General features: G+C 68.4%; 16 protein-coding genes. 7 read left to right on the forward strand and 9 right to left on the reverse strand.

Going from position 1 to position 20,196, the window contains the following annotated elements:
• Positions 1–7 precede the first annotated feature (7 nt).
• Positions 8–1,654 carry a M28 family peptidase gene (locus LuPra_RS28780; RefSeq protein WP_110173962.1) on the forward strand — a complete coding sequence of 549 codons (1,647 nt, stop codon included), beginning with the start codon at positions 8–10 and terminating at the stop codon, positions 1,652–1,654.
• A gap of 60 nt (positions 1,655–1,714) precedes the next feature.
• Positions 1,715–2,509 carry a sialate O-acetylesterase gene (locus LuPra_RS28785; protein ID WP_110173963.1) on the forward strand — a complete coding sequence of 265 codons (795 nt, stop codon included), beginning with the start codon at positions 1,715–1,717 and terminating at the stop codon, positions 2,507–2,509.
• On the opposite strand, the gene LuPra_RS28790 is transcribed toward LuPra_RS28785, so the two are convergent.
• The 6 genes from LuPra_RS28790 to LuPra_RS28815 form a co-directional block, all read right to left on the reverse strand.
• The gene (locus LuPra_RS28790; RefSeq protein ID WP_157899816.1) at positions 2,493–3,719 is read right to left on the reverse strand and encodes a VanZ family protein; all 1,227 of its coding nucleotides are present in this window, start codon (positions 3,717–3,719) and stop codon (positions 2,493–2,495) included. The two genes, LuPra_RS28785 and LuPra_RS28790, sit on opposite strands and share 17 nt — an antisense overlap.
• Positions 3,720–3,745: 26 nt before the next feature.
• Positions 3,746–5,182 carry a M20/M25/M40 family metallo-hydrolase gene (locus LuPra_RS28795; protein ID WP_234800599.1) on the reverse strand — a complete coding sequence of 479 codons (1,437 nt, stop codon included), beginning with the start codon at positions 5,180–5,182 and terminating at the stop codon, positions 3,746–3,748.
• A 68-nt stretch (positions 5,183–5,250) separates the two neighbouring features.
• Complete coding sequence (locus LuPra_RS28800) at positions 5,251–6,087, reverse strand: alpha/beta hydrolase family protein (RefSeq protein WP_110173965.1); 837 nt, start codon at positions 6,085–6,087, stop codon at positions 5,251–5,253.
• Positions 6,062–7,336, reverse strand: a complete 1,275-nt coding sequence (locus tag LuPra_RS28805) for a Tm-1-like ATP-binding domain-containing protein (protein ID WP_110173966.1) — start codon at positions 7,334–7,336, stop codon at positions 6,062–6,064. Before LuPra_RS28805 ends, LuPra_RS28800 begins: the two co-directional genes overlap by 26 nt.
• Before the next feature lie 10 nt (positions 7,337–7,346).
• A complete protein-coding gene (locus tag LuPra_RS28810; RefSeq protein ID WP_234800600.1) occupies positions 7,347–8,210 on the reverse strand; it encodes a phosphoenolpyruvate hydrolase family protein in 864 nt (287 codons plus the stop codon).
• A 245-nt stretch (positions 8,211–8,455) separates the two neighbouring features.
• Positions 8,456–9,952, reverse strand: a complete 1,497-nt coding sequence (locus LuPra_RS28815) for an N-acyl-D-amino-acid deacylase family protein (RefSeq protein ID WP_110173967.1) — start codon at positions 9,950–9,952, stop codon at positions 8,456–8,458.
• 89 nt (positions 9,953–10,041) lie between these two features.
• Between LuPra_RS28815 and pelA the strand changes: the two genes are divergently transcribed.
• A complete protein-coding gene (pelA, locus tag LuPra_RS28820) occupies positions 10,042–11,250 on the forward strand; it encodes a pectate lyase (RefSeq protein ID WP_110173968.1) in 1,209 nt (402 codons plus the stop codon).
• A gap of 10 nt (positions 11,251–11,260) precedes the next feature.
• On the opposite strand, the gene LuPra_RS28825 is transcribed toward pelA, so the two are convergent.
• Positions 11,261–12,514: an MgtC/SapB family protein gene (locus LuPra_RS28825; protein ID WP_110173969.1), complete on the reverse strand. Its 1,254-nt coding sequence runs from the start codon at positions 12,512–12,514 to the stop codon at positions 11,261–11,263.
• Between the two features lie 49 nt (positions 12,515–12,563).
• Here LuPra_RS28825 and LuPra_RS28830 point away from each other — a divergent pair, with 49 nt between their 5' ends.
• Complete coding sequence (locus LuPra_RS28830; protein WP_110173970.1) at positions 12,564–13,844, forward strand: DUF711 family protein; 1,281 nt, start codon at positions 12,564–12,566, stop codon at positions 13,842–13,844.
• Here the strand turns inward: LuPra_RS28830 and LuPra_RS28835 are convergent, their stop codons facing one another.
• Positions 13,845–15,269, reverse strand: coding sequence for a glycoside hydrolase family 140 protein (locus LuPra_RS28835; RefSeq protein ID WP_234800601.1), 1,425 nt, complete (start codon positions 15,267–15,269; stop codon positions 13,845–13,847). It lies immediately after the preceding gene.
• A 99-nt stretch (positions 15,270–15,368) separates the two neighbouring features.
• On the opposite strand from LuPra_RS28835, the gene LuPra_RS28840 reads away from it, so the two are divergent.
• On the forward strand, positions 15,369–16,286 hold the full coding sequence (locus tag LuPra_RS28840) for a hypothetical protein (RefSeq protein ID WP_110173971.1): 918 nt from the start codon (positions 15,369–15,371) through the stop codon (positions 16,284–16,286).
• A 157-nt stretch (positions 16,287–16,443) separates the two neighbouring features.
• Positions 16,444–17,532, forward strand: coding sequence for a metallophosphoesterase (locus LuPra_RS28845; RefSeq protein WP_110173972.1), 1,089 nt, complete (start codon positions 16,444–16,446; stop codon positions 17,530–17,532).
• Between the two features lie 21 nt (positions 17,533–17,553).
• Here the strand turns inward: LuPra_RS28845 and LuPra_RS28850 are convergent, their stop codons facing one another.
• On the reverse strand, positions 17,554–18,399 hold the full coding sequence (locus LuPra_RS28850) for a hypothetical protein (RefSeq protein ID WP_110173973.1): 846 nt from the start codon (positions 18,397–18,399) through the stop codon (positions 17,554–17,556).
• Positions 18,400–18,554: 155 nt separating this feature from the next.
• Here LuPra_RS28850 and LuPra_RS28855 point away from each other — a divergent pair, with 155 nt between their 5' ends.
• Positions 18,555–20,180 (forward strand): S1 family peptidase, encoded by a 1,626-nt coding sequence (locus LuPra_RS28855; protein ID WP_110173974.1) that lies wholly within the window; start codon positions 18,555–18,557, stop codon positions 20,178–20,180.
• Positions 20,181–20,196 lie beyond the last annotated feature (16 nt).

Genomic DNA, 20,196 nt, shown 5'->3' on the forward strand with positions numbered 1-20,196 from the left:
GTCTGGCATGCCAGCTCGACGCCTCGCCTGCGGACTGTTGTCCGTGCTCGTGTCTGCGGCGCCCACCGCCCGCGCGCAGGACGCGGCGCTGCCGGCGGCCGCGCGTGCCGCAGCCGACGGGATCACCGCGGCAGCACTGGCGCGTGATCTCGACTACTTCGCGGCCGACGCGTTGCGCGGACGCGACACCGCGTCGCCCGGTTTCGACGCGGCGGCGACGTACATCGAGGCGCGCCTGAAGGCCGCCGGCGTGACGCCCGCCGGCGATGCCGGCACATTCCGGCAGCACTACGACTTGCGCGAACTGCGGGTGAACACCGCCGCCGCGTCACTCGAGATCGCCGGGCGTCGGTTTGCGTTCGGCACCGACTTCGTCCTGCGGTCGTTCGCCGGACCGATCGATGCGACCGTGCCGGTGGTGTACGTGGGGCACGGCTGGCATGCCCCGGCGCGCGGCTTCGACGCCTGGGCCGGCCTCGACGTGCGCGGCAAGCTGGTGCTGGCGCACGGGCCACGCGCGATGCCGAAGGGCGTCACCATCACGCAGATCGGACGCGTCGCCGTTGGCGCCTCCTCGGTATTCGCCGAGGCGAAGGCGCGCGGGGCGGTCGGCGTCCTCTTCCTCACCGCCTCTGATCCCAAGGCCGACTGGACCACGATGCAGTCGGCCAACCTGCTCCGCCGAGAGATCGACCCGGTGGTGCCATCGGCCTACGCGGCGCCACCCATCACGTCACTGCTGCTCGCCCGGCCAGCGATAGAGGCCCTCCTGGCGGGCGATCGCGTCGACGCCGGCACGCTGGTCGCGCGCGGCGACAAGGGTGACTACCCTCGACCGTTCCAGCTGGCGCGGCGCATCCGCGTGCACGTGCCGCTCGCGTCGGTGGCGAGCGAGCGGCCGTTCAACGTGGTGGCTATGATCAAGGGCAGCGATCCCCTTCTGGAGGACGAGTACGTGACGGTCGCATCGCATCTCGACGGCGCCGTCGGCATGGGCGAAGTCGACGGCGACCGCATCTACAACGCGGCCGACGACAACGCCACCGGCAGCGCCGGCACGCTGGCGATCGCCGAGCAGATCATGAAGGGGCCACGTCCGAAACGGTCGCTGATCTTCATCTGGGACAGTGGCGAGGAACGCGGGCTCTGGGGCACGCGGCGATTCGTGCACCAGCCGCCGGTGCCGCTCGACCGAATCGTCGCGCACGTCAACGTCGACATGATCGGCGCGACACGTGCGCCTGGCACTCCCGACGCGGGCTCGGCAGACGCAACCGGACCGAACGAAGTGTTCCTGATGGGACCCGGCGTGCTGAGTCCCACCGTCGACGCCCTGCTCGAGCGCGTGAACGCGTCGTACCTGCGGATGACGCTCAATCGCCGTGACGATCGGCCGGAAAGCGAGTACTTCTATCCGCGCACGGATGCCGGGCCATACCTCGAGCGCGGCATCCTCATCGTCGGCTTCACCACGGGATCGCATCCACGCTACCACCTGCCCACCGACGAGGCGCGGTACCTGGACCCGGCCAAGATGGAAGCCGTCGCGCGGACCATATTTGCCAGCGTCTGGGCGCTCGCGAACACTGCCGACCGCCCTCGTATCGAACGAGAGATTCCCGCGACGGTGCCGCGATACATGACGCACCACTGAGAGCGGTGCGTCGGCCTCGCAAGACCTCACACACCGAATGCCTGCCCGAGGAGTAACGCGATGCGCAGAATCGTGCTGACGTTGTTGGGTATCGCGGTGCTGGCGACCACCGGTGTCGCGCAGTCGCCCGCAGTCCCGGCAACCGGGTCCATGGACCTGTTCCTGCTCGTCGGCCAATCGAACATGGCCGGACGAGGCAGGGTCGAATCGCAGGACACCGCGCCCATCCCGCACGTGCTGATGCTCGACAGGCAGCGGACCTGGGTACCCGCCGTCGATCCGATGCACTTCGACAAGCCCATTGCAGGGGTCGGCCTCGGCCGGAGCTTCGCCGCCCGCATCGCCGACAGCCACCCCGGCGTGACCATCGGACTGATTCCGGCCGCGGTCGGTGGTTCACCCATCGACGCATGGCAGCCCGGCGTGTACTACGAACCGACGAAGAGCCATCCCTGGGACGATGCGATCGCTCGCGCGCGCGTCGCCCTGGCATCAGGGACGTTGAAGGCAATCCTCTGGCACCAGGGGGAATCCGATGCGACGGCCGACCTCGCACCAGGCTATGAAGCGAAACTGCACGATCTGATCGCTCGCCTCAGGACGGCACTCGACGCTCCGGACGTGCCCTTCATCGTCGGGCAACTCGGGCAGTATCCGGACGTGCCGTGGGACGCGTCGCGGCGCATCGTCGACGCCGCGCACCGCTCGCTGCCGGGCAAGGTTCGACGCACCGCGTTCGTCTCGAGCGACGGCCTCGTGCACGGCGGCGACAAGGTGCACTTCGACACTCCGTCGTTGCGCGAACTCGGCCATCGATACGCGGACGCGTACCTGTCGCTCAGCGCCCGCCCCTGAGCAACGCGCCGGTGCCGAGCATGGCGAGGATCGTGAACAGCACCGCGGAGGTATCGGGGCCTCGCCCGGGAATTCGCGTTTGCGCCAGTTCGAGCGCGAGCACGAGCACGAGCATCGCGAGCGGCCAGCGCCGGGCCTGCGCCCGGTCTCGCTGCCGCTGGGCCGTGTGGGCCGCGACGACCACGCCGCAGCCTGCCCAGGCAAAGAGCGCCGCGAAGTCGAGCGCGCCGAGGCGTTGGCCGAGTCCGACGAGCGGGATCCAGCTGAAGGCGTGCGTGCCACCGGCCGCCGGGCGCAACTCATAGGTCGCCACGACCATCACGACACCGGTCAGGAGCACCCGCGGCCACCAGGCATGGCCCTCCGGGTACGGCATCAGCAGCAGGGCCGGCGCTGCCAGGCCGATGGCGGCCGCGACGCCAACGAGTTCCTCGACGGTCAGCGGCGACGGGGCCGCGAGCATCACCTGTAGCGCGAGGCACCCGGCCACGGTGGCAAACAGCGACGCGGTTGCCATGAGACGAGACGATGCCGCGAGGCGACAGGCGGCGACCAGCGCCAGCCAGGCGCCGAAATGGCGCAGCAGGTTCCATCGGTCGAGTGGAATGGCGTCCTGCCAGTGGCGCAGGAAGGCGAGGTTCCTGGCAAAGGTGCCCACGTCGGCCGTGAACGCCCACGGCATCGTCTGCGCGAGGACCCACAGCATGACGATCGACATCGCACCCACGCGGAGTCGCGCGCCAGAGGCACTCTCGTGCGTGCCGGGCGCCCGGGCCGGCTCCATCGCCCGGGCCACTGCCGGCAGTATCAGCGCCAGGGCCGCGCCAAGGGCCGCGCCGGCTGAATTGGTGGCCCAGTCGGTCGCCGACGAGACGCGGTTGGTCTGGCAGGACTGCGCCATTTCGAGGGCAAGGGAGAACAAGGACACCAGCGCGACGCTCGCGAACATCGAGGAGATGCGACGCCCCCTCCATCGCGCCTCGGCGCTGGCCGTGACCGCGCACAGCCACCCGAGTGGGACGTACCCCAGGACGTTGGCCAGGACGTCGATGCGCGAAACGTGGTGCGATGGCCACGCGAGCACGTCACCGCCACACACCCATGCGCCGCCGTCGGCAAGCGACTGGTAGGCGATGAACGCCGCGTAAAGGAGCACCGGGCCGATGCTCCTCCAGCGGAGGTGCGTCTCCGCGTGCAGGGGCCATTCCACTCCTACATCATCGCCTGCCCGTGAGACTATCGCGCGGCGGCGAGGTCGCGAACGATCTCGAAGTGCACGCGCACGAACTTCAGGAAGCCCTCTTCGAGGATGCGCTCCTGGTCGCTGTGGGCCCCGAAACCGAGTGTCGCATCCTCGGTGTCGGCGACGGGACCGATGCCGTAGCACTGCACGCCCCGGGCCCGGACCTGCGCCATGTCGGTGCCACCGGTCAGCATCGACGGCAGCGTCGGCACGCCATATACCTTCTTGTGCGCCGCTTCGATGGCCTTGAAGGCCTCGGTGTCCAGGCGCGACGGCGCCGACCCGGGACGCGTCGGATAGCTCTCCACCCGGGTCACGGCGATGGCCGGGTCGTCGACGATTGCGCGAAGGCGCTCGAGGAACGCCGGGAAGTCCTCGTCCGGCAACGCGCGGATGTCGAGCGTCGCCTCGGCCTCCGACGGAATCACGTTGCGCAGGTAGCCGCCCTTGATGATGTTGGGCGAGATCGACGTGCGGATCTGCGACGACAGCGACGGCTCGTTGGCGGCGAGGTGGTCCTGTACGCGCTCGAGATCTCGGCCTTCCACGAGCGCACGGTAGGGTTCGGCCTCCTCGGGGGACGAGAGCCGCGCCAGGCCAGTGAAATACGCCCGCGTGGTGTCGTTGAGGCGCATCGGCGTGCGCCACGCCGCGATCCTGGCAATCGCCTGCGACAGGTGCACGATCGCGTTGCTCTGGAGCGGCACCGACCCATGGCCAGCGGTGCCACGCGCCACCAGGCTGATCGTGTGTGCGATCTTCTCGGTCGTCGCCACCGCGGCGAACCGGACCTGCCCGGCAGTCCGCTCCACGCCACCGCCTTCGGCCAGGCAGTACTCGGCGTCGATGTCGGCCCAGTGATCCGCCACCATGTGGTTGATGCCGAACGGCCTGTTGCCCTCCTCGCTCGCTTCGGCGAGGAACACCACATCGCGATCGAGGCGGACTCCGCTGCGCTTCAGTTGCAGCACGGTCATGAGCCCCGCGACGACGCTCGGCTTGTCGTCCTGCGTGCCTCTGGCATAGATGTAGCCGCCTTCACGCGTGGCCGAGAACGGCGGGTGCTTCCATTTCGTCGCGTCCACGGTCACAACGTCTGTGTGGCCCATCACGAGCAGCGGACGCTTCGTGCCAGAGCCCCGGAGGCGAGCCACCAGGTTGGGCCGCTTCGGATCGAGCGCAAACACGCGAGTCTCGATGCCGGCCTCCTCCAGCACGCCCTTCAGGTACTCGACGACGAGCACCTCGTTGCCTGGCGGGTTCTGGGTGTCGAGGCGGAGGATGGCGAGAAAGTGCCGCAGTGCCTCTTCGTCTGGTGACTCGTAGGCGCCGACCTTCGGGTAGGCCGATCGGTAGGCGTCGACCTTCAGGTCGACGCCCAGCAACAGCATCGCCGTCACTGCAATCGCCAGCCGTCGCGATTTCGTCATGCGTGAGATTGTGACGCAAGGACGCGCTGGACACGCGAGCGACACGACTCGCCGATGCGGCGCCGGGGTCAGGCGAGGTGTCGCACGAGCCAGGGCACGACGGCATCGCAGACGGCGGGAATCGCGCCCGTGAACCGGTGGTCGACGCCTGGCAGGACGACCAGATCAGGACGGCCGCCGGCCGCCGCCCGGGCGTCGAGCGAGTCCTGCAAGGGCACGAGTTCGTCGGCATCGCCGTGCACCAGCAGCCACGGCACGCGGACCGCCGCGGCCTGAGCCGTGAGTGAGGCGAGCCGCGCCGCGTCCGCCTCGAGCGCGTGATTCCAGGCACATCCGGGCTTGTCGAGCATCAGCCCCCCGTACGGCAGGTGGCCGAAGGTGCGCTGCATGAAGGTGTGAACGTGGAACATGCCGGCCAGCGAGACGAGCAACTCGATGCGGTCGTCTGCGGCGGCGCGGATGGCGCCGACTGCGCCCCCCATGCTGTGGCCCGCATACATCAACCGCGTTACACCCCACGCCTGCAACGCATCGAGCACGCTGCCGAGGTCGGCCACTTCCTTTGTCGGCGTCACGTCCTCGAAGCGTCCTTCGGACGCGCCGTTGCCGGCAAACGAGACGAGCACCGACGCGATGCCCGCATGGCTCAGCGCGGCACTCAGTTCGGTCTGCCAGGGCCGGTCCCAATGCGACGTCACACCGTGGCCGATCACGACCATCGGTGCTGACCGCGGATCGGAACTCGCAGGCGACCGATCGCCCCTGGCGTGTCGCCACGCCGCGTCGATCCGCTCGCCCTCGGCATTACGGATCTCGAACGGCAGCAAGCGGAGGTCAGAAGCGGCCGACATCGTCTCGCGGTCCCTGAAGGCGTCCAGGTCAGGCGCGGCGACGGGCGGCGGCACGCCTGCCCGTCCGGGTGCCGCCAGCCTCGATCAGGGCGATGAGACGGTCCACCGCTTCCTGCACGAACGCCGGATCCTCGGCGTGCAACGGTCGCTCGACGATCTCGATCGTCGTCGGTACCGCCGCCTTCAGGGCCGTGAAGTACGCGCGATCGTCTTTCGGATCGTTCAACGGCCCGCCCGGCATCGCGTAGCTGCCCGTCCCGAGGGTCGGGATCATCAGGACGGCATTGCCGCGCGTGGACTGGAGTCGCGCACCGACCTCTCGCGCCACCATCTTCAGTTCCTTCGCGTTCAGCCGCGGCGCGAGCACCACTTCGTTGTGCCACACATGCTTGTGCTCCTTCCAGCGCTCCGGCAGCTGGTGCGGCACTGACACGAGGATGCCGAGATGCTCGGATCCGCCGGGACACAGGACCTGCGGCAGGCCCAGCGTTCCCGCCACCGACAGCCGTTCCTTGCCACCGGCGCGGAGACCGTGGAACAGCTCGTCGCTGATCTCGCCCATCGCGTAGTCGAAGACGGCACCGATGATGCCCTGCTTCATCATCAGCTCCATCGCGCGGCCACCGGTGCCGACGGCGTGGAACACGATCGACTCGTAGCCGCGCTTCCGGAACAGCTCGATCGCGAGCATGGTCCCGCGCGTGAGTACGCCGAGGTTCGAGATGCCGATCAGCGGCCTGGCGCCCTTCGCGCGCGCCTTCACCGCCACCTTGACCTGCGCCATACCATGCGCGGCGCCGGCGGCGTTGGCGAGCACCTTGCGCATGAACGAGTTCAGGCCGAGGATGTCGCCGACCGAGAACATCATCGTGATGTCGGAGATGCCGACGTACGACGAGGTGTCGCCCGAGGCCACGGTGGAGACCATCACCTTCGGGACGCCGTACGGCAGGGCGCGCATCACGGCAGTGCATGCCGCCGTGCCCTGAAGTCCACCGAGCCCGATCACGCCGTGGACCTCGCCCCGTCCGATGCGCTGCAGCAGCAGCTTCGTGGCCCCGGCCGACATCACCGGCTGCGCGGCTTCACGCGACTTGCCGGCCTTGAGGGCAGCGAGGGCCGTGCCACCGGCGCGTGCGACCTGTGCCCGCGTGAGGTCCGCGGCCGTCACGGGCGCGTTCATCACGCCAATGTCCACCAGCAGTGCGCGGCTGCCCAGCGCCTCGAGCTGCTCGCGGAGGAACTCGGCCTCCTGCCCCTTCGTGTCGAGCGTCGCGAGGACGGCAATGACTTTCTTCGGCATCGTGGCTCCGTTACCGGTTGTCTGGGAAGCGAAGCGCCTGGAATTCCTTCGCCGCGGCCGAGACGGCGCGTTCGATCGGCAGGCGCTCGGTGGACGAGCCGGTCCAGAAGCCTTCGCAACTCGTGTGATCGAGGATGTACTGGGCGTCGGCCGGTGACTCCATCGCGGCCCCATGCGCCACGAGGATGATGTCGCTCTTGAGCCGGCGCAATTTCTCGTTGGCTTCCTCGGTGCGCCGCGCCGTCTCCTCGATCGTCTCGCCCGAGTCGTAGCCGCGCAGACCACCCTTGGTGGTACCGGCATGGAAGCAGAAGATGTCGGGCTGCGCGTCCTCCACCAGGCGCATGCTGTCCTCTTCGTCGAAAGCCAGCCCGATCGTCACCATGTCCATCTCGCGTCCGAGCCTGAGCAGCTCGATCTCGTTCTGCAGGGTGATGCCGGCGCTCGTCAGCACCTTACGGATCTCGCTGCCCTTGTCTACGTAGGAAATCGACGGTCCGATGTTGGAGACCGAGTACACGCCCATGCGCAGGCAGTCGTCGAGCACCATGCGCATGTCCTTGAGCGGATCGTTGGCATTGAGGCAGGCGCACACGAACGCGTCGCCCTTCATCGCCGGCATGATGTCCTCGCGGGTGTAGTCGAGGGTCTGCTTGTTGGAGTCGAGAATCGGCCAGAGCATCGACATCGTGCCCATGCCGTTGGCCCGCAGCCGCGCTCCAGAGAACGTGTTCACGCAATCGACGCCCGCTGCCTCGAGCAGCTTGGCGACCAGGCCGCTGCCAGCGCTGGCGATATGGATGGGAATCCGCTGCGCCACCTTGGCGCGCAGCTTGTTCATGATCTCGGTGCGGGACGTGCGCGGGACGATCACTGCTAGCTCCTATCGGAGGCGGGAGTCGGGAGTCGGGGATTCGGACGTCGGGTACCGGGTACCGGGCACCGGGCACCGGGCACCGGGCACCGAAAGCGTGGACGATGGTACCGCTGTTGGCAGGGCCGACTCTCCGATTGGTAGGGCCGGCTCTCCCTGGGCGCCGAAGCGCGTTGTGCGAAGGTGGCCGAGCCCGGCCTACATTGGGCCGCGTTCGGAGAACGGGCCCTACCTTCCCGCGTTCGTCACCTCGTCAACACGCGGCCGGGACGCTCCTGAGTGGCCGCCCCGTCTCGCCATACGAGCACGCCGTTAACCCACAACATGCGCACGCCCTCCGGCAGTGCACGCGGTTGCTCGAACGTGGATCGGTCGATAATCGTCGACGGATCGAACAGCACGAGGTCGGCCCTCGCGCCGGGAGCAATCCGTCCACGATCGGACAGGCCGAGGCGGGCCGCCGGGAGCGAGGTCATCTTCCGGATCGCCTCCGGCAGCGTCAGCCAGCCCTGCTCACGCACGAGTCGGCCGAGCACACGCGGAAACGTCCCGGCACCGCGCGGATGGTTGTTGGCGACGCCGCCGTCACTGGCCACCATCACCCACGGCTGCTGATAGAACGCACGCAGATCCGGCTCGGCCATCGTATGCCCGATGATCCCGACCTCGTCGTCAGCAATCCGGATGAAGAACTCGACTTCGCTCACGCCCTCGGCCGCGGCGGCCTCGCTCAGCCGCTTGCCGACGTATTGTGGGAATCGCGCCAGCCGCGTGAACTGGATGTTCTTGCCGCCACCCACATCGTCCAGCGCTTCCTTCACGCTCGCCGGATCCTTGTACTGCTTGTTGGGCACCAGTACTTTCAGGTTCGACTGCCATGCAAGGTAGGGGTAGGCATCAGCGGTCACGTCCACCCCGCGGGCGCGTGCCGCCTCGACCAGCGCGACCACCTCGTTGGCCTTGCCCCACACGCCAACCGTGCCGAGCTTGATGTGCGTGATCTGCGCGGGCAGGCCCGCGCGCTCGCCGATGGCGATCGTCTCCCTGACGGCGTCCATCGTCAGGTCTGCCTCGTCGCGGATGTGCGAGATGTAAACGCCCCCGTGCCGGGCCGCCACCTTCGCGAGTTCCACGACCTCGTCGGTCGTCGCGTAGCTGCCGACGATGTATTCAAGGCCCGATGAGAGCCCCATCGCGCCCTCGCGCATGGCGCGATCGACGAGAGTAGCCATCTGTTCGACTTCGGAGGACGTGGCCGCTCGGCGGTAGTCGTCGCCCATCACCTGCTGCCGCACGGTCGCGTGCCCGACCATGGTGGCAACGTTCACGGTCGCGGGGCTGGCACGGCGCGCTGCCAGGTAATCGGCAATCGACTTCGGGGAACTGCCATCGGGCCCGACGAGCAGCGTCGTGATGCCCTGGGCAATCTGCGAAGGGGCCTCTGGGTCGGTGGCGAGGCCGTCGGTCGAGTGATTGTGGACGTCGATGAAACCCGGTGCGAGGACGAGGCCGGTGCCATCAACCGTGCGGTCGCCCGCCTGCGGTGGCTCCTGACCAATCGCGACGATGGTGTCGCCCACCACCCGCACGTTCGCCTTGTGCAGGTCGGCGCCAGTGCCGTCCGCGACTCGCGCACCCGTGATCGTCCAGGCCGTGGGCGCCTGGGCGCGTCCGACCTCCACGACGCCGGCGATCGACAACGAAAGGAAAGCAATTCGAACGAAGAATGCCCGCAGCCGCATGCGGGGCTAGTCTACCCTTCGACACGTACCCATTCCGAAGCGCCGGCGCGCCCCTGGCGGCGCAGCGCCTGACGCGGGAGATCCTCACGATGACGCTCGTGCGACTTGCCCCTTCACTGGTCCTCGCAGGCGCCCTGCTGGCACCGGCGGAGACGCAGGAGGCCACCGCTGACAAGGTTCCTGCCCGCCTGACGGCGGAGCGCGTCGCCGCGTTGCCGGTGGCGCAGCGCCCCGCGTGGACGGCATATCTCGAGGCGTCGGACGCCGCGCGCGCTGTCGATCACGCGGCGTTGGATCGCGAACTGCGCGGGCTCGGCACCAATCCCCTGGCACGCGCGCCATTGGGCCGCTCGATGGACCCGTGGCTCGACAAGGGTGACGCCTGGTACGCCTCCGACGAGGCGCGGCGGATTGCCGACGTCGTCATCAGCTACCAGACGCCGTCGGGCGGATGGTCGAAGCGCCTCGACTTCACGGGCGGCAGCCGCCAGCCGGGTCAGGGCTACAGCGCCGAGGGCGACTGGTCGTACGTGGCGACCTTCGACAACGACGCCACCACAACTCAGATGCAGTTCATCTCGCGAGTCTTCGATGCGGCTGGCAGAACCACGGACCGGGACGCGTTCGAGCGCGGCCTGGCGTACGTCCTGCGCGCCCAGTACCCCAATGGCTGCTGGCCGCAGGTCTATCCCCTGGCCGGCAGCTATCACGACGCCGCGACCTTCAACGACGACGCAATGGCCAATGTGATCGGCCTGCTGGACGCCATCGCGCAGGGACGTCATCGCATCGTCGCGCCCGAGCAGCGCGAGGCCGCTCGGGCCAGCGCGGCGAGGGGCGTCGCGTGTGTGCTCGCGGCGCAGATACGCGTCGATGGCGTCCACACCGCATGGGGCGCACAGCACGATGCGCTCACGCTCGCGCCGGTCGGCGCCCGCGCCTACGAGCACACAGGGGTCGACGCCGCCGCCAGTGCCCGCATCGTCGAACTGCTGATGACGCGTCCGCGCAGCGACGCGGCAATCCGTGCGGCGGTGGACGCTGCAGTCGTGTGGTTCCGGGCGACGGCCATGCACGGCTACGCGTACGAGAAGGGCGAGTTGATCGCGCGTCCCGGCGCGGGGCCACTCTGGCCGCGCTTCTCGGAACTGCGTACCAATCGCGCCATCTTCGGCAATCGCGATGCGATCGTGCGTTACGACCTGTCGGAGATCGTGCCCGAGCGCAAGTACGGGTACGGGTGGTACACGACGAGCCCAGCACGCGTGCTGGACGCCATCTCGCGGTGGCAGGAGTAGGCGATCCGGCTCAGCGCAGCCATGACAGTGACACACCGGACGCGACGGCCATCGCGACGAGCGCTCCGGCGGCGATGACCCTGAACGGCATCGAGCCGAATACCGTGGCGATCGCGGTCTTGAGGAGCGTGTTGGCAAGCACGCCGATGGCAATGGCGGTGGCGGCGGTCTCGAGCGAGATCGATCGCGCCACATCGCGCGCCATCGACAGCGTCAATGCGTCGACGTCGGTGAGGCCGAGCACGGCGGCGCTGGCGAACACACCGCTCGCTCCCTGAGTGACGCGCGCGAGGTGGACGAGCATCAGCACCGCCTGGAATAGCACCGCCATCTGCAGCGCGGACCCGAGCGCCAGCGGATTGGACGTTTCGGCGGCGTGCGACCCGGCCGGCACATCGCGACGGGCGGCGATCACGCCAGCGACGGCCACGAGCGTTGCCACGGCTGCCGGCGCCACGAGGTAGCGCGCGAGCACGGGAACGAGCGGCGTGTTGAGCACGGCAGTGGCCGCCAGCACGCGCGGATAGAGCACCGCGTTTGCGGCCACGGCGCCGAAGCCGAGTGCCCGTGACAACCCGGGGTCGGTGCGACTCAGGCGGCCGAACGTCCACGTGACATTGGTCGAGGACAGCAGTCCACCTGCCGCGCCACTGAGCAGGTAGCCCTGTCCCGGGCCCACGGCCTTGCGCAGCAGGTGCCCGAGAAAGCTGAGGCCCGAGAAGAACAGGACCAGTGCCCACAACTCGCGTGGACGCACGCCGCCGAGCGGCCCGAATGGTCCTTCCGGAAGCAGCGGCAGCACGACGAGCGCCATGACGGCGAAGCGCGCGGCCGCGCGCAGGTCCATGTCGGCAATGCGCCGTACCCAGCCGTGCAACCGCGTCTTCTCTACCAGCAACAGGCTCGACACCGCGACGACCGCGCTCGCCACCTGCACCTGGCCCAGGCCTGACAAGGCGCCTGCCGCAATCACGACGAGCGCCGCGACCTCGGTCGTGCCATCGACGTCGACCGCACTCACGCGCACGTAGCCTGTGATCACGACCATGATGGCGCCAGCGACGAGCATGACGGCCAGCCACCATGCGGACAGCGTCCACAACCAGCCGCCCAGGCCGCCGATGAGGCCGAGCAGCGTGAACGTGCGGATGCCCCCGAAGTGCGGATGGGGACCATCGGCGTGGCCGGACCACTGCCGCTCGACGCCAATCGCGGCGCCGCCGAGTGCGGCGATCAGGAGTCGGAGAGTCTCTGGCGGCAGCATCACTGACGTCCATTCTCGCTGAATACGGTCGGGCTGGTATCGTCTGCGGATGCCCACACGCAGCTCCCGCGCCCGTCCTTCCCGGCGTGACTTCCTCGGCGCGCTGAGCGCATCGTCGCTGGCGGTCGCTGCCCGCCCACAATCGCCGGTGGGAGCGGCCAGTGCATCGCGGCTGTTGCGGATCCGTACTTTGACGGCAGGCGTACCGCTCACGACGCTGGACGACCTCGCGCCGGTGCGGGCCGCATTCGACGGGCTGACGCGGGCGCGCGATAGGTGCGTCGCCGCCGGCTACGAAGTGCAGACGATCCGTATCGCATTGCCGCCCCTGATCGCGACCATGACGCAGGAGGCACGCGACGCGGCACGGCCAGCGCTGGTCGCGCTCGACACGCTGGTGGCCGGGCGTGGCGCGGTCGTGAGTCTCGGACCGGTGCTGATGGAGGACCGCGCGGATCGGATGCTGGCGACATGGGCCATGCATCTCGTGACAGAGACACGCGTCACGAGCTTCAGCGTCATGGTCGCCACGCCGGACTATCGGCCTCTGCCCGGAACTTATCGCACCGCAGCAGAGATCATTCGCGTCCTGACCGCGGCGGTGCCTGGCGGCATCGCCAACTTCCGCTTCGCAGCGGCTGCGTGCGTGCCATCGGGTACACCCTTCTTTCCTGTCGCGTGGCACGACGGCCCGGCGTCGCTCGCCGTCGGTTGCGAGACGCCGCGCCTGTTGCTCTCGGCGCTCGCGGACACGACGGCCGGGGACACGCCGGACGCACGCATGCGCGTCGTGCTCGACCGCGAACTGACTCCCGTGGCGGCGCTCGCGAGGGCCGCTGCCGAGGCGGAGGGTTGGCGCTATGGCGGTCTCGACCCCTCGCCGGCGCCCGGCCTCGACAGCAGCATCGGCCTGGTGATCGAAGCGTTGCGACAAGGCCTGTTCGGCGGCGCCGGGACCCTCGCAGCCTGTTCGACGCTGACTGCGGCGCTCAAGTCACTCTCGGTGGAGACCTGCGGCTACGCCGGCCTGATGCTGCCTGTGCTCGAGGATCCCATCCTCGCGATGCGGGCGGCAGAGGGGCGCTACTCTGTCCGCGATCTGCTGCTCTATTCGTCGGTGTGCGGGACAGGCCTCGACGTGGTGCCGCTGGCCGGTGATGTGCGCGAGGACGTGCTGGCGCGGACCATCGGCGACGTCGCGGCCATGGCGGCACGGTTGCGCAAGCCGCTGTCGGCGCGGCTGTTCCCCGTGCCCGGCGCGAAGGTCGGCGATCCGGTACGCTTCGGCGACCCGTTGCTGACCTCGTGCGTCGCCATGGCGCTGGCGTGATCAGCGCGGCACGCGCGTACCTGGAGCCGGATAGCCCTTGGCTGCATCGTCGAGCACCAGCACCCAGTCGAGCATCTCGCCGGCGTCTGGCGGCATGAAGGCACGTTCGCCGGTGTTGGGGAACTCGCCTATTCGCGTCGCCGTGCCGGTGCGCGGATTGAACCACCAGGCGTTCACCGTCGCGCCAGTGATCGCCGACATCCGGACACGGAACGTGCGCCCGACGGGAGCGTAGACCATCGCATACGTCCCGTCCTCGTCGCGCGTCGCAGCGAAGTGATAGCGCCCCGTGCCCGGCATGGCCGTCGCGATGGACGTGTCGACCAGCACCGTCGGATCGGGGATGCGCGTCAGGAACGGACGCGACTCCAGCAGCGCCCGCGCGTGCTGCATCTGCGCGGCCCCGGGTTGGGCGATAGCTTCCTGCCACGCCAATAGCGGATTGTTGACAGGCTGCCGATCGGGCGTCCACATCTGCCAGACGGAGTGGTGGCCGTACGTGTGGCCGAACGCGCCGTCGAAGAGGTCCCAATACAGCGGCCGGCGCACGTCGCTGGCGATCGAGTGCCCCATCTGCTTGGCGTTGAACGAGACCGGATGATCCTCGTAGATCGGCTCGCCGTCGAGCACGGGCTTGATCGGGGTGCGAGCGTAGTCGACGCGCGTCTGGTCGTACTTGCCCGTGTACTCCGGCGTGTGACCGTTCTGGCGCATGTTGAAGTCGAGCCAGTCGGCATCGTGGAAGTACTGGGCGGAGCCCTGCCCACCGGTGGGGTGGAAGGTGATAAGGTGCGACCCGCCATCACCGGCACGAAGGCCGCGCGCGGTGGCCTCGATGATCGCGCGGTGCACCTCGGATTCGATCGGTCGGTCCCCGCCGAGGATCCAGATCACACCCGCGTCCTTGTAGCGCGCGCCGAGCCAGCGGCCGTAGGCCTCCGCGTTCGCGGGGGTGAAGATCTCCGGTCCGACACCCCATTTCTTGTTCCACTTGTCGCCCCATGTAGGCAGCAGGCCGACGTAGAGGCCCAGACGGTTGGCGGTGCGCACGATCCAGTCGACGTGCGCGAAATACGCCTCGTTGGGTCGGGTCGGGTCGTTGTCGACGAGCGGACGTTCGCCGTAGGCATTGGGCGTGCCCAGGCCATCGAATTCGGCAAGCGCGACGGCCTGGATGACGGTGAAGCGCCGCTCCGCGCGATCGCGCAAGTACCGCTCGGCATCGTCGCGCGTCTGGCGATGGAACAACTCCCAGGCCGTATCGCCGAGCCAGAAGAATGGCTGGCCGTCGGCGGTCACGAGGAAGCGCCTGTTCTCGGACACCTTGAGCCTTGGGAGGGTCTGCGCGGACAAGCGGTCCGCAAGGCAGAGGGCGACGAGCAGCCACGCCACGCGCGCGACCAACCGGGAGCACGGCATCGACATGCGCGCAGCCTATGCCAGGTCGCGGTGCGCACCAACCCGTTCCAGGGCCGCCTGACAGGCCGCTGAGCCCGTTGGGCAGCCATCCGCGCGTAAGCAGACATGACCAACCAGCCCTGCTTCCGCAACGTCCTCCGCCCCATCAGCCAGGCAGCCTTGCTCACCTTGGTACTTCAGGGGAGTCCGGCCCGCGGGCAGGACCTGATGGCGTCCACCACGAGTTTCCAGGCGATGACGGACGGCCCGCTCGTGCCGATGCCGGCAGCGGTGGTGCCGTCGTTCGGCCACCCGAACCGTCTGGAGCAGGAGGCGTTCCTCCGGTCGGCGCCGATCCGCCAGGTGCGCGGGGTGAAGGCCGGTGTCACCGGGACGCAGCGAGCCGCCCTGTCCTCAGGCCGTATCGCGCACGATGCCAGCATCCAGACCATCGACGAGTCCAAGGCGATGTTCCAGTCGGCGAGGCGGACTGAGCTCAACTTCCGGGATTTCTGGGGCTACAACGTGGCCGCGTACCGGCTCGGCGTCATGCTCGGGCTGGACAACATCCCGGTGTCGGTAGCCCGCCACTTCAACTCTCGTCCGGCGGCGTTCACGTGGTGGGTGGACGGGGTGCTGATGGACGAGCGGGCACGGGCTGCGCAGCGGGTTGCGCCTCCGGCCCCCGCCTCCTGGACTGCCCAGGTCCACGTGATGCGGGTGTTCGACGAACTGATCGCGAATACCGACCGCAACCAGGGCAACATGCTGATCGACCGCGACTGGAAGCTGTGGCTCATCGACCATTCACGCGCCTTCCGCCTCGAGGAGTCATTGCGTTCGCCGATCCACGTGCGACGCTGCGACCGTGAACTGCTGATGCGGATGAAGGCGCTGACGCGCAAGGCGGTAGACGAGGAACTCGGCGACTACCTGACGACGCCGGAACGCGAGGCCCTCATGGCGCGGCGCGATGCGCTGGTCAGGTTGGTCGAGTCGCTCGGGCCGAAAGCGCTCTACGACCTCAACACGTCCCGGCCATAGCCCAACCCCCGAAGGGGTCGAGCCTCCCGCCAGCGACCCCCGCCGCGGCGCATGGCCGGATGGCTGGTTGGTGAGACAGGGCCGGTCTTCACGGCATAATCGACGCTTTCGCGGAGTTCTGCCGGCAGTCCGCGTTGGCGTCCTCGCCGGAACCACGATGAAACGCGTCCTCGCCGCGCTGCTGCTTCTTGCTTGCATTGGCCTGCCGGCTGCTCAGGCGCCATCCCGCATCGTCGTGGTGGGCGACGTGCACGGCGACCTGGCCGCGCTGGTCGACACCCTCGTGGATGCCGGCGTGATCGACAGCCGTCGGGCCTGGAAGGGCGGGAGCGCGATCTTCGTGCAACTCGGTGACGTGCCCGATCGCGGACCGAATTCGCGGCAGGTGATGGACCTCCTGACCGACCTCGAGAAGCAGGCACGCAGGGCCGGCGGTCGTGTGCACGCGCTCCTCGGCAACCACGAGGTCATGAACATGTTGGGTGACCTGCGGTACGTGACGCCGGAGGAATACGCCTCCTACAGGTCATTGAACTCCGAGAAGTTGCGCGAGAGCGTATTCCTTGCCAACGCCGACCCGGCACGTCGCGAGGATCCCCTCTACAGATCTGCATGGATGGCCGACAAGCCGCTCGGTTGGGTTGAGCTGACCCAGGCGTTCAGCAAGCTGGGCAAGTACGGGCGATGGCTACGCCAGCACGACACGGTGGTGAAGATCGGCAGCACGCTGTTGCTTCACGGCGGGATCAGCCCCAAGTACGCCGCGCTGCAGGCCGACGAGATCAACACCCGCATCAAGACGGCCCTCGCCTCGGACACGCCGGGTGCCGAGACAATGCTGACCGACGAGGAGGGGCCGCTGTGGTATCGCGGCCTGGCGCTCGGCCCTGAGACCGACCTCGCCGCGCATGTCGATGCGCTGCTGGCCCGTCACGGGGTCTCCCGCATCGTGATCGGTCACACGGTCGCGCCGGGAGTCGTGCTGCCTCGCTTCGGCGGCAAGGTGATCCTCAACGACGTCGGCCTCTCCGCGGTGTACGGCGGCCCGCGCTCGTCGCTCGAGATCAAGGGCGACGTAGTGTCCGTGCGGCACCGTGGCACCCTGCTGCAGGTGCCGACGAAGCCGGACCTGACGAACTACCTCCGGGCGGCGCGAGCCCTCGAACCCGCAGGATCGACGCTGGACGGCTGGATGGAGCAGCGCGCCATCTGGCCACCATCAGCCCCGGCGCCGCAGCAGCGCTGACGCGCCAGCCAAGCGCCTCGCCTACTTCTGGATGAAGTCGTAGAGAGCCGACGGCCCCAGGCCCTCGACGTGCGCGACGAGCTTGTCGCGACGCGCAAGGATGGACTCGATCTCATGCTCGGTCAGATAGTCGTTCAGCTGCGCCTGCAGGTCCTCCAGCGTGAGTGTCCTCATCTTCGCCAGAAGCGTGCGTTCACAGCGTCGGATCGAACGGGGTTTGTGTAGATCGCTCGAGGTACGGAAGGCGCGGGAGTGATCGATCAGCCAGAGTTTCCACCGGTTGTCGATGAGCACGTTGCCCTGGTTGCGATCGGTGTTGGCGATCAGTTCGTCGAACACCCGCAAGATGTGCAGTTGCGCATTCCACGGCACCATGTTCGGCGGCGACACCTTCTGTTTCTGCCGCTCCATCTCGTCCATCATCACGTCGTCGACCCACCACGTGAACGCCGCCTTCTGCGCCCTGAATGGCCGCAGTACCGACGGCGGAATCATGTCCATTCCCAACATGACCCCAAGCCGGTAGGCGGCGACGTTGTAACCCCAGTAGTCACGAAAGTTGAACTCGAGGCGACGCGCTGTCTCGTAGCGAGGCTTCGACTCGTCGATGGTCTGGATGCTGGCGTCGTGCGTCAATGCGCCGTCGGAGAGCGTGGCCCGTTGGGTGCCCGTGACCCCCTTGCGCACTCCCTTGACCTGCTCGATGCCCCCACTGAGCAGGAACTGTTCCTGGTCCGCAAGGGAGAGCCGCGTGGAGGACGCCGGTGCGACGCTCGCGATCGTGGGCTGGCTGAATGAGGCGGTCTCCTGACCGGCCGCGGGCCAGGCTGCCGCGAGAATGCAGAGGGCGAGAGCTCGATGCACCATGATCCGACTCCTGGAGGGGTGTGCGTTCCCCTGCCTCTCTAAACTGCGTAGAGCGCCGGTCCGAACGGATTGCGTTGGAGAGTCAGACGGAATTCGGATCCGCACCAGCGCGGCGGACGCAGGAGCAAGGCAACCGACGCGGTAGACTCGGGTTCATGGGTGGGTGGCGACGTACCGCGGCATCACTCGTCGGCCTCGTCGCACTCGCCTGCCTCGTCCTTGCCCGTCGTGACGCGGCCGGCGCGCAGGCTGTCGGCGTCCTTTACATCTCGGTGACGATCGGCGGCGGCGACGGCGCCGCCACGCCGGTGCCTCGCCACGCGCTCCTCGTCAGCGACAACCCGGCGAGCCGGGCGCCATGGCGCGTCGTCACCGCGCGCGACGGGACCGCCCGCGTGACGTTACCCCCAGGCAACTACACGGTCGAGTCCGAGGAACCGCTCGTGTTCCAGGGCAAGGCCTACGAGTGGCGCCAGGTCGTCGACGTGGCCGGAGGTGGCGACACGACGCTCGCACTCACGGCCGGCAATGCCGACGTCGGCACGGCCAGTACCGAATCGGCGTCCGCTGGAACACCACCGAAGGTCGACCAGTGGGAACTGCTGATCAAGTGGCAGGACAGCGTCGTCTCGCTCTGGACACCCAGCACGCACGCATCCGGCACCGTGATCGCCGCTACTGGTCTCATCGCGACCGCCCAACGTGTCGTCGGCACCGCCACGAACGTGGAGGTGCAGTTCACGCCGACCGTGAAGGTGTCGGCACGCGTCATCGCATCGGACACCGCCCGGAATCTCGCCATCCTGTGGGTCGATCCGGCGTCACTCGGGCCGCGAACGCCAGTGCCGTTTGGTTGCGACGGCCACGCGCGGCCGCTGCTCGAACGTGGCCAGCGTGTCTCCGCGATCGGCACGACGCGTTTTGGACAGCCCACCACGGCGCCAGGCACGATGCGACGTGTCGCCGGTGGCGTCCTCGCGGCGGAATTCGACTTCGACGTCGGCAGTGCGGGCGGGCCTGCGTTCGCGGCAGACGGCACCGTCGTCGGCCTGACGTCGGTCAAGGGCGACAGCGCCGACACGAGCATCGGCGAGGACAACACCGGCCTGGTCTCCGTGTCGGTGGTGTGCGACATGCTGGCAACGGCGCAGGCAAAGACGACAGGGGCCGTGCCGCCCACCGGCACGCTGCTGCCGGTGGAACCGACCCAGGTCGTGAGTGAGGCCGTCCTGCGGGAGAGCGCGAAGCGTCGCAGCGGCAGCCTGAACGGGTACAAGGCGACCACGCCCAGTTTCGAGATCGCCTTCATCACGCCGGCAATCGCGTTTGCCGGGATGCAGGAGACGATGGACTTCGGCCAGTGGTCGTCGTACGTCGCCGATCACCCTTCGGTGCTGCTCGTGCGCGCAACGCCGAAGCAGGTCGAGAGCCTGTGGGTCAAGGTGGCGCGCGGCGCGGCGATGACGCAGGGCATGGCGCTCCCCCCCATCAAGCATTTCACCCCGGGTGTCGCACGCATGCGCGTACTCTGCGGGACCAGTGAAGTGACGCCGGTCCATCCGTTCATCGTCGAACGGCGGATCTCCGAGACCGACGCCATCCATGAAGGACTCCACGTGCTGGGTGCCGATGCGATCGGCCCCCACTGCGGCGGTGTCACCCTCGAGGTGTACTCGGAGAAGGAACCAGACAAGCGCGAAACGACCACGATCGATCCGAAGGTGCTGCAGCAGATCTGGGATGACCTGGCACCATTCCGGCCGCCGAGCGCACGGCCCTGAGGTCAGGTCGCACCCC

Source organism: Luteitalea pratensis, from assembly GCF_001618865.1.
GTDB lineage: Bacteria > Acidobacteriota > Vicinamibacteria > Vicinamibacterales > Vicinamibacteraceae > Luteitalea > Luteitalea pratensis.

Bases quoted from the DNA above. Each gene is read 5' to 3' on its own strand.
- LuPra_RS28850 (WP_110173973.1), bottom strand. From the start codon at position 18,399: ATGGTGCATCGAGCTCTCGCCCTCTGCATTCTCGCGGCAGCCTGGCCC.
- LuPra_RS28795 (WP_234800599.1), bottom strand. From the start codon at position 5,182: ATGACGAAATCGCGACGGCTGGCGATTGCAGTGACGGCGATGCTGTTG.
- LuPra_RS28825 (WP_110173969.1), bottom strand. From the start codon at position 12,514: ATGCTGCCGCCAGAGACTCTCCGACTCCTGATCGCCGCACTCGGCGGC.
- LuPra_RS28815 (WP_110173967.1), bottom strand. From the start codon at position 9,952: ATGCGGCTGCGGGCATTCTTCGTTCGAATTGCTTTCCTTTCGTTGTCG.
- LuPra_RS28830 (WP_110173970.1), top strand. From the start codon at position 12,564: ATGCCCACACGCAGCTCCCGCGCCCGTCCTTCCCGGCGTGACTTCCTC.
- LuPra_RS28835 (WP_234800601.1), bottom strand. From the start codon at position 15,269: ATGTCGATGCCGTGCTCCCGGTTGGTCGCGCGCGTGGCGTGGCTGCTC.
- LuPra_RS28785 (WP_110173963.1), top strand. From the start codon at position 1,715: ATGCGCAGAATCGTGCTGACGTTGTTGGGTATCGCGGTGCTGGCGACC.
- LuPra_RS28805 (WP_110173966.1), bottom strand. From the start codon at position 7,336: ATGCCGAAGAAAGTCATTGCCGTCCTCGCGACGCTCGACACGAAGGGG.
- LuPra_RS28855 (WP_110173974.1), top strand. From the start codon at position 18,555: ATGGGTGGGTGGCGACGTACCGCGGCATCACTCGTCGGCCTCGTCGCA.
- pelA (WP_110173968.1), top strand. From the start codon at position 10,042: ATGACGCTCGTGCGACTTGCCCCTTCACTGGTCCTCGCAGGCGCCCTG.
- LuPra_RS28845 (WP_110173972.1), top strand. From the start codon at position 16,444: ATGAAACGCGTCCTCGCCGCGCTGCTGCTTCTTGCTTGCATTGGCCTG.
- LuPra_RS28780 (WP_110173962.1), top strand. From the start codon at position 8: ATGCCAGCTCGACGCCTCGCCTGCGGACTGTTGTCCGTGCTCGTGTCT.
- LuPra_RS28840 (WP_110173971.1), top strand. From the start codon at position 15,369: ATGACCAACCAGCCCTGCTTCCGCAACGTCCTCCGCCCCATCAGCCAG.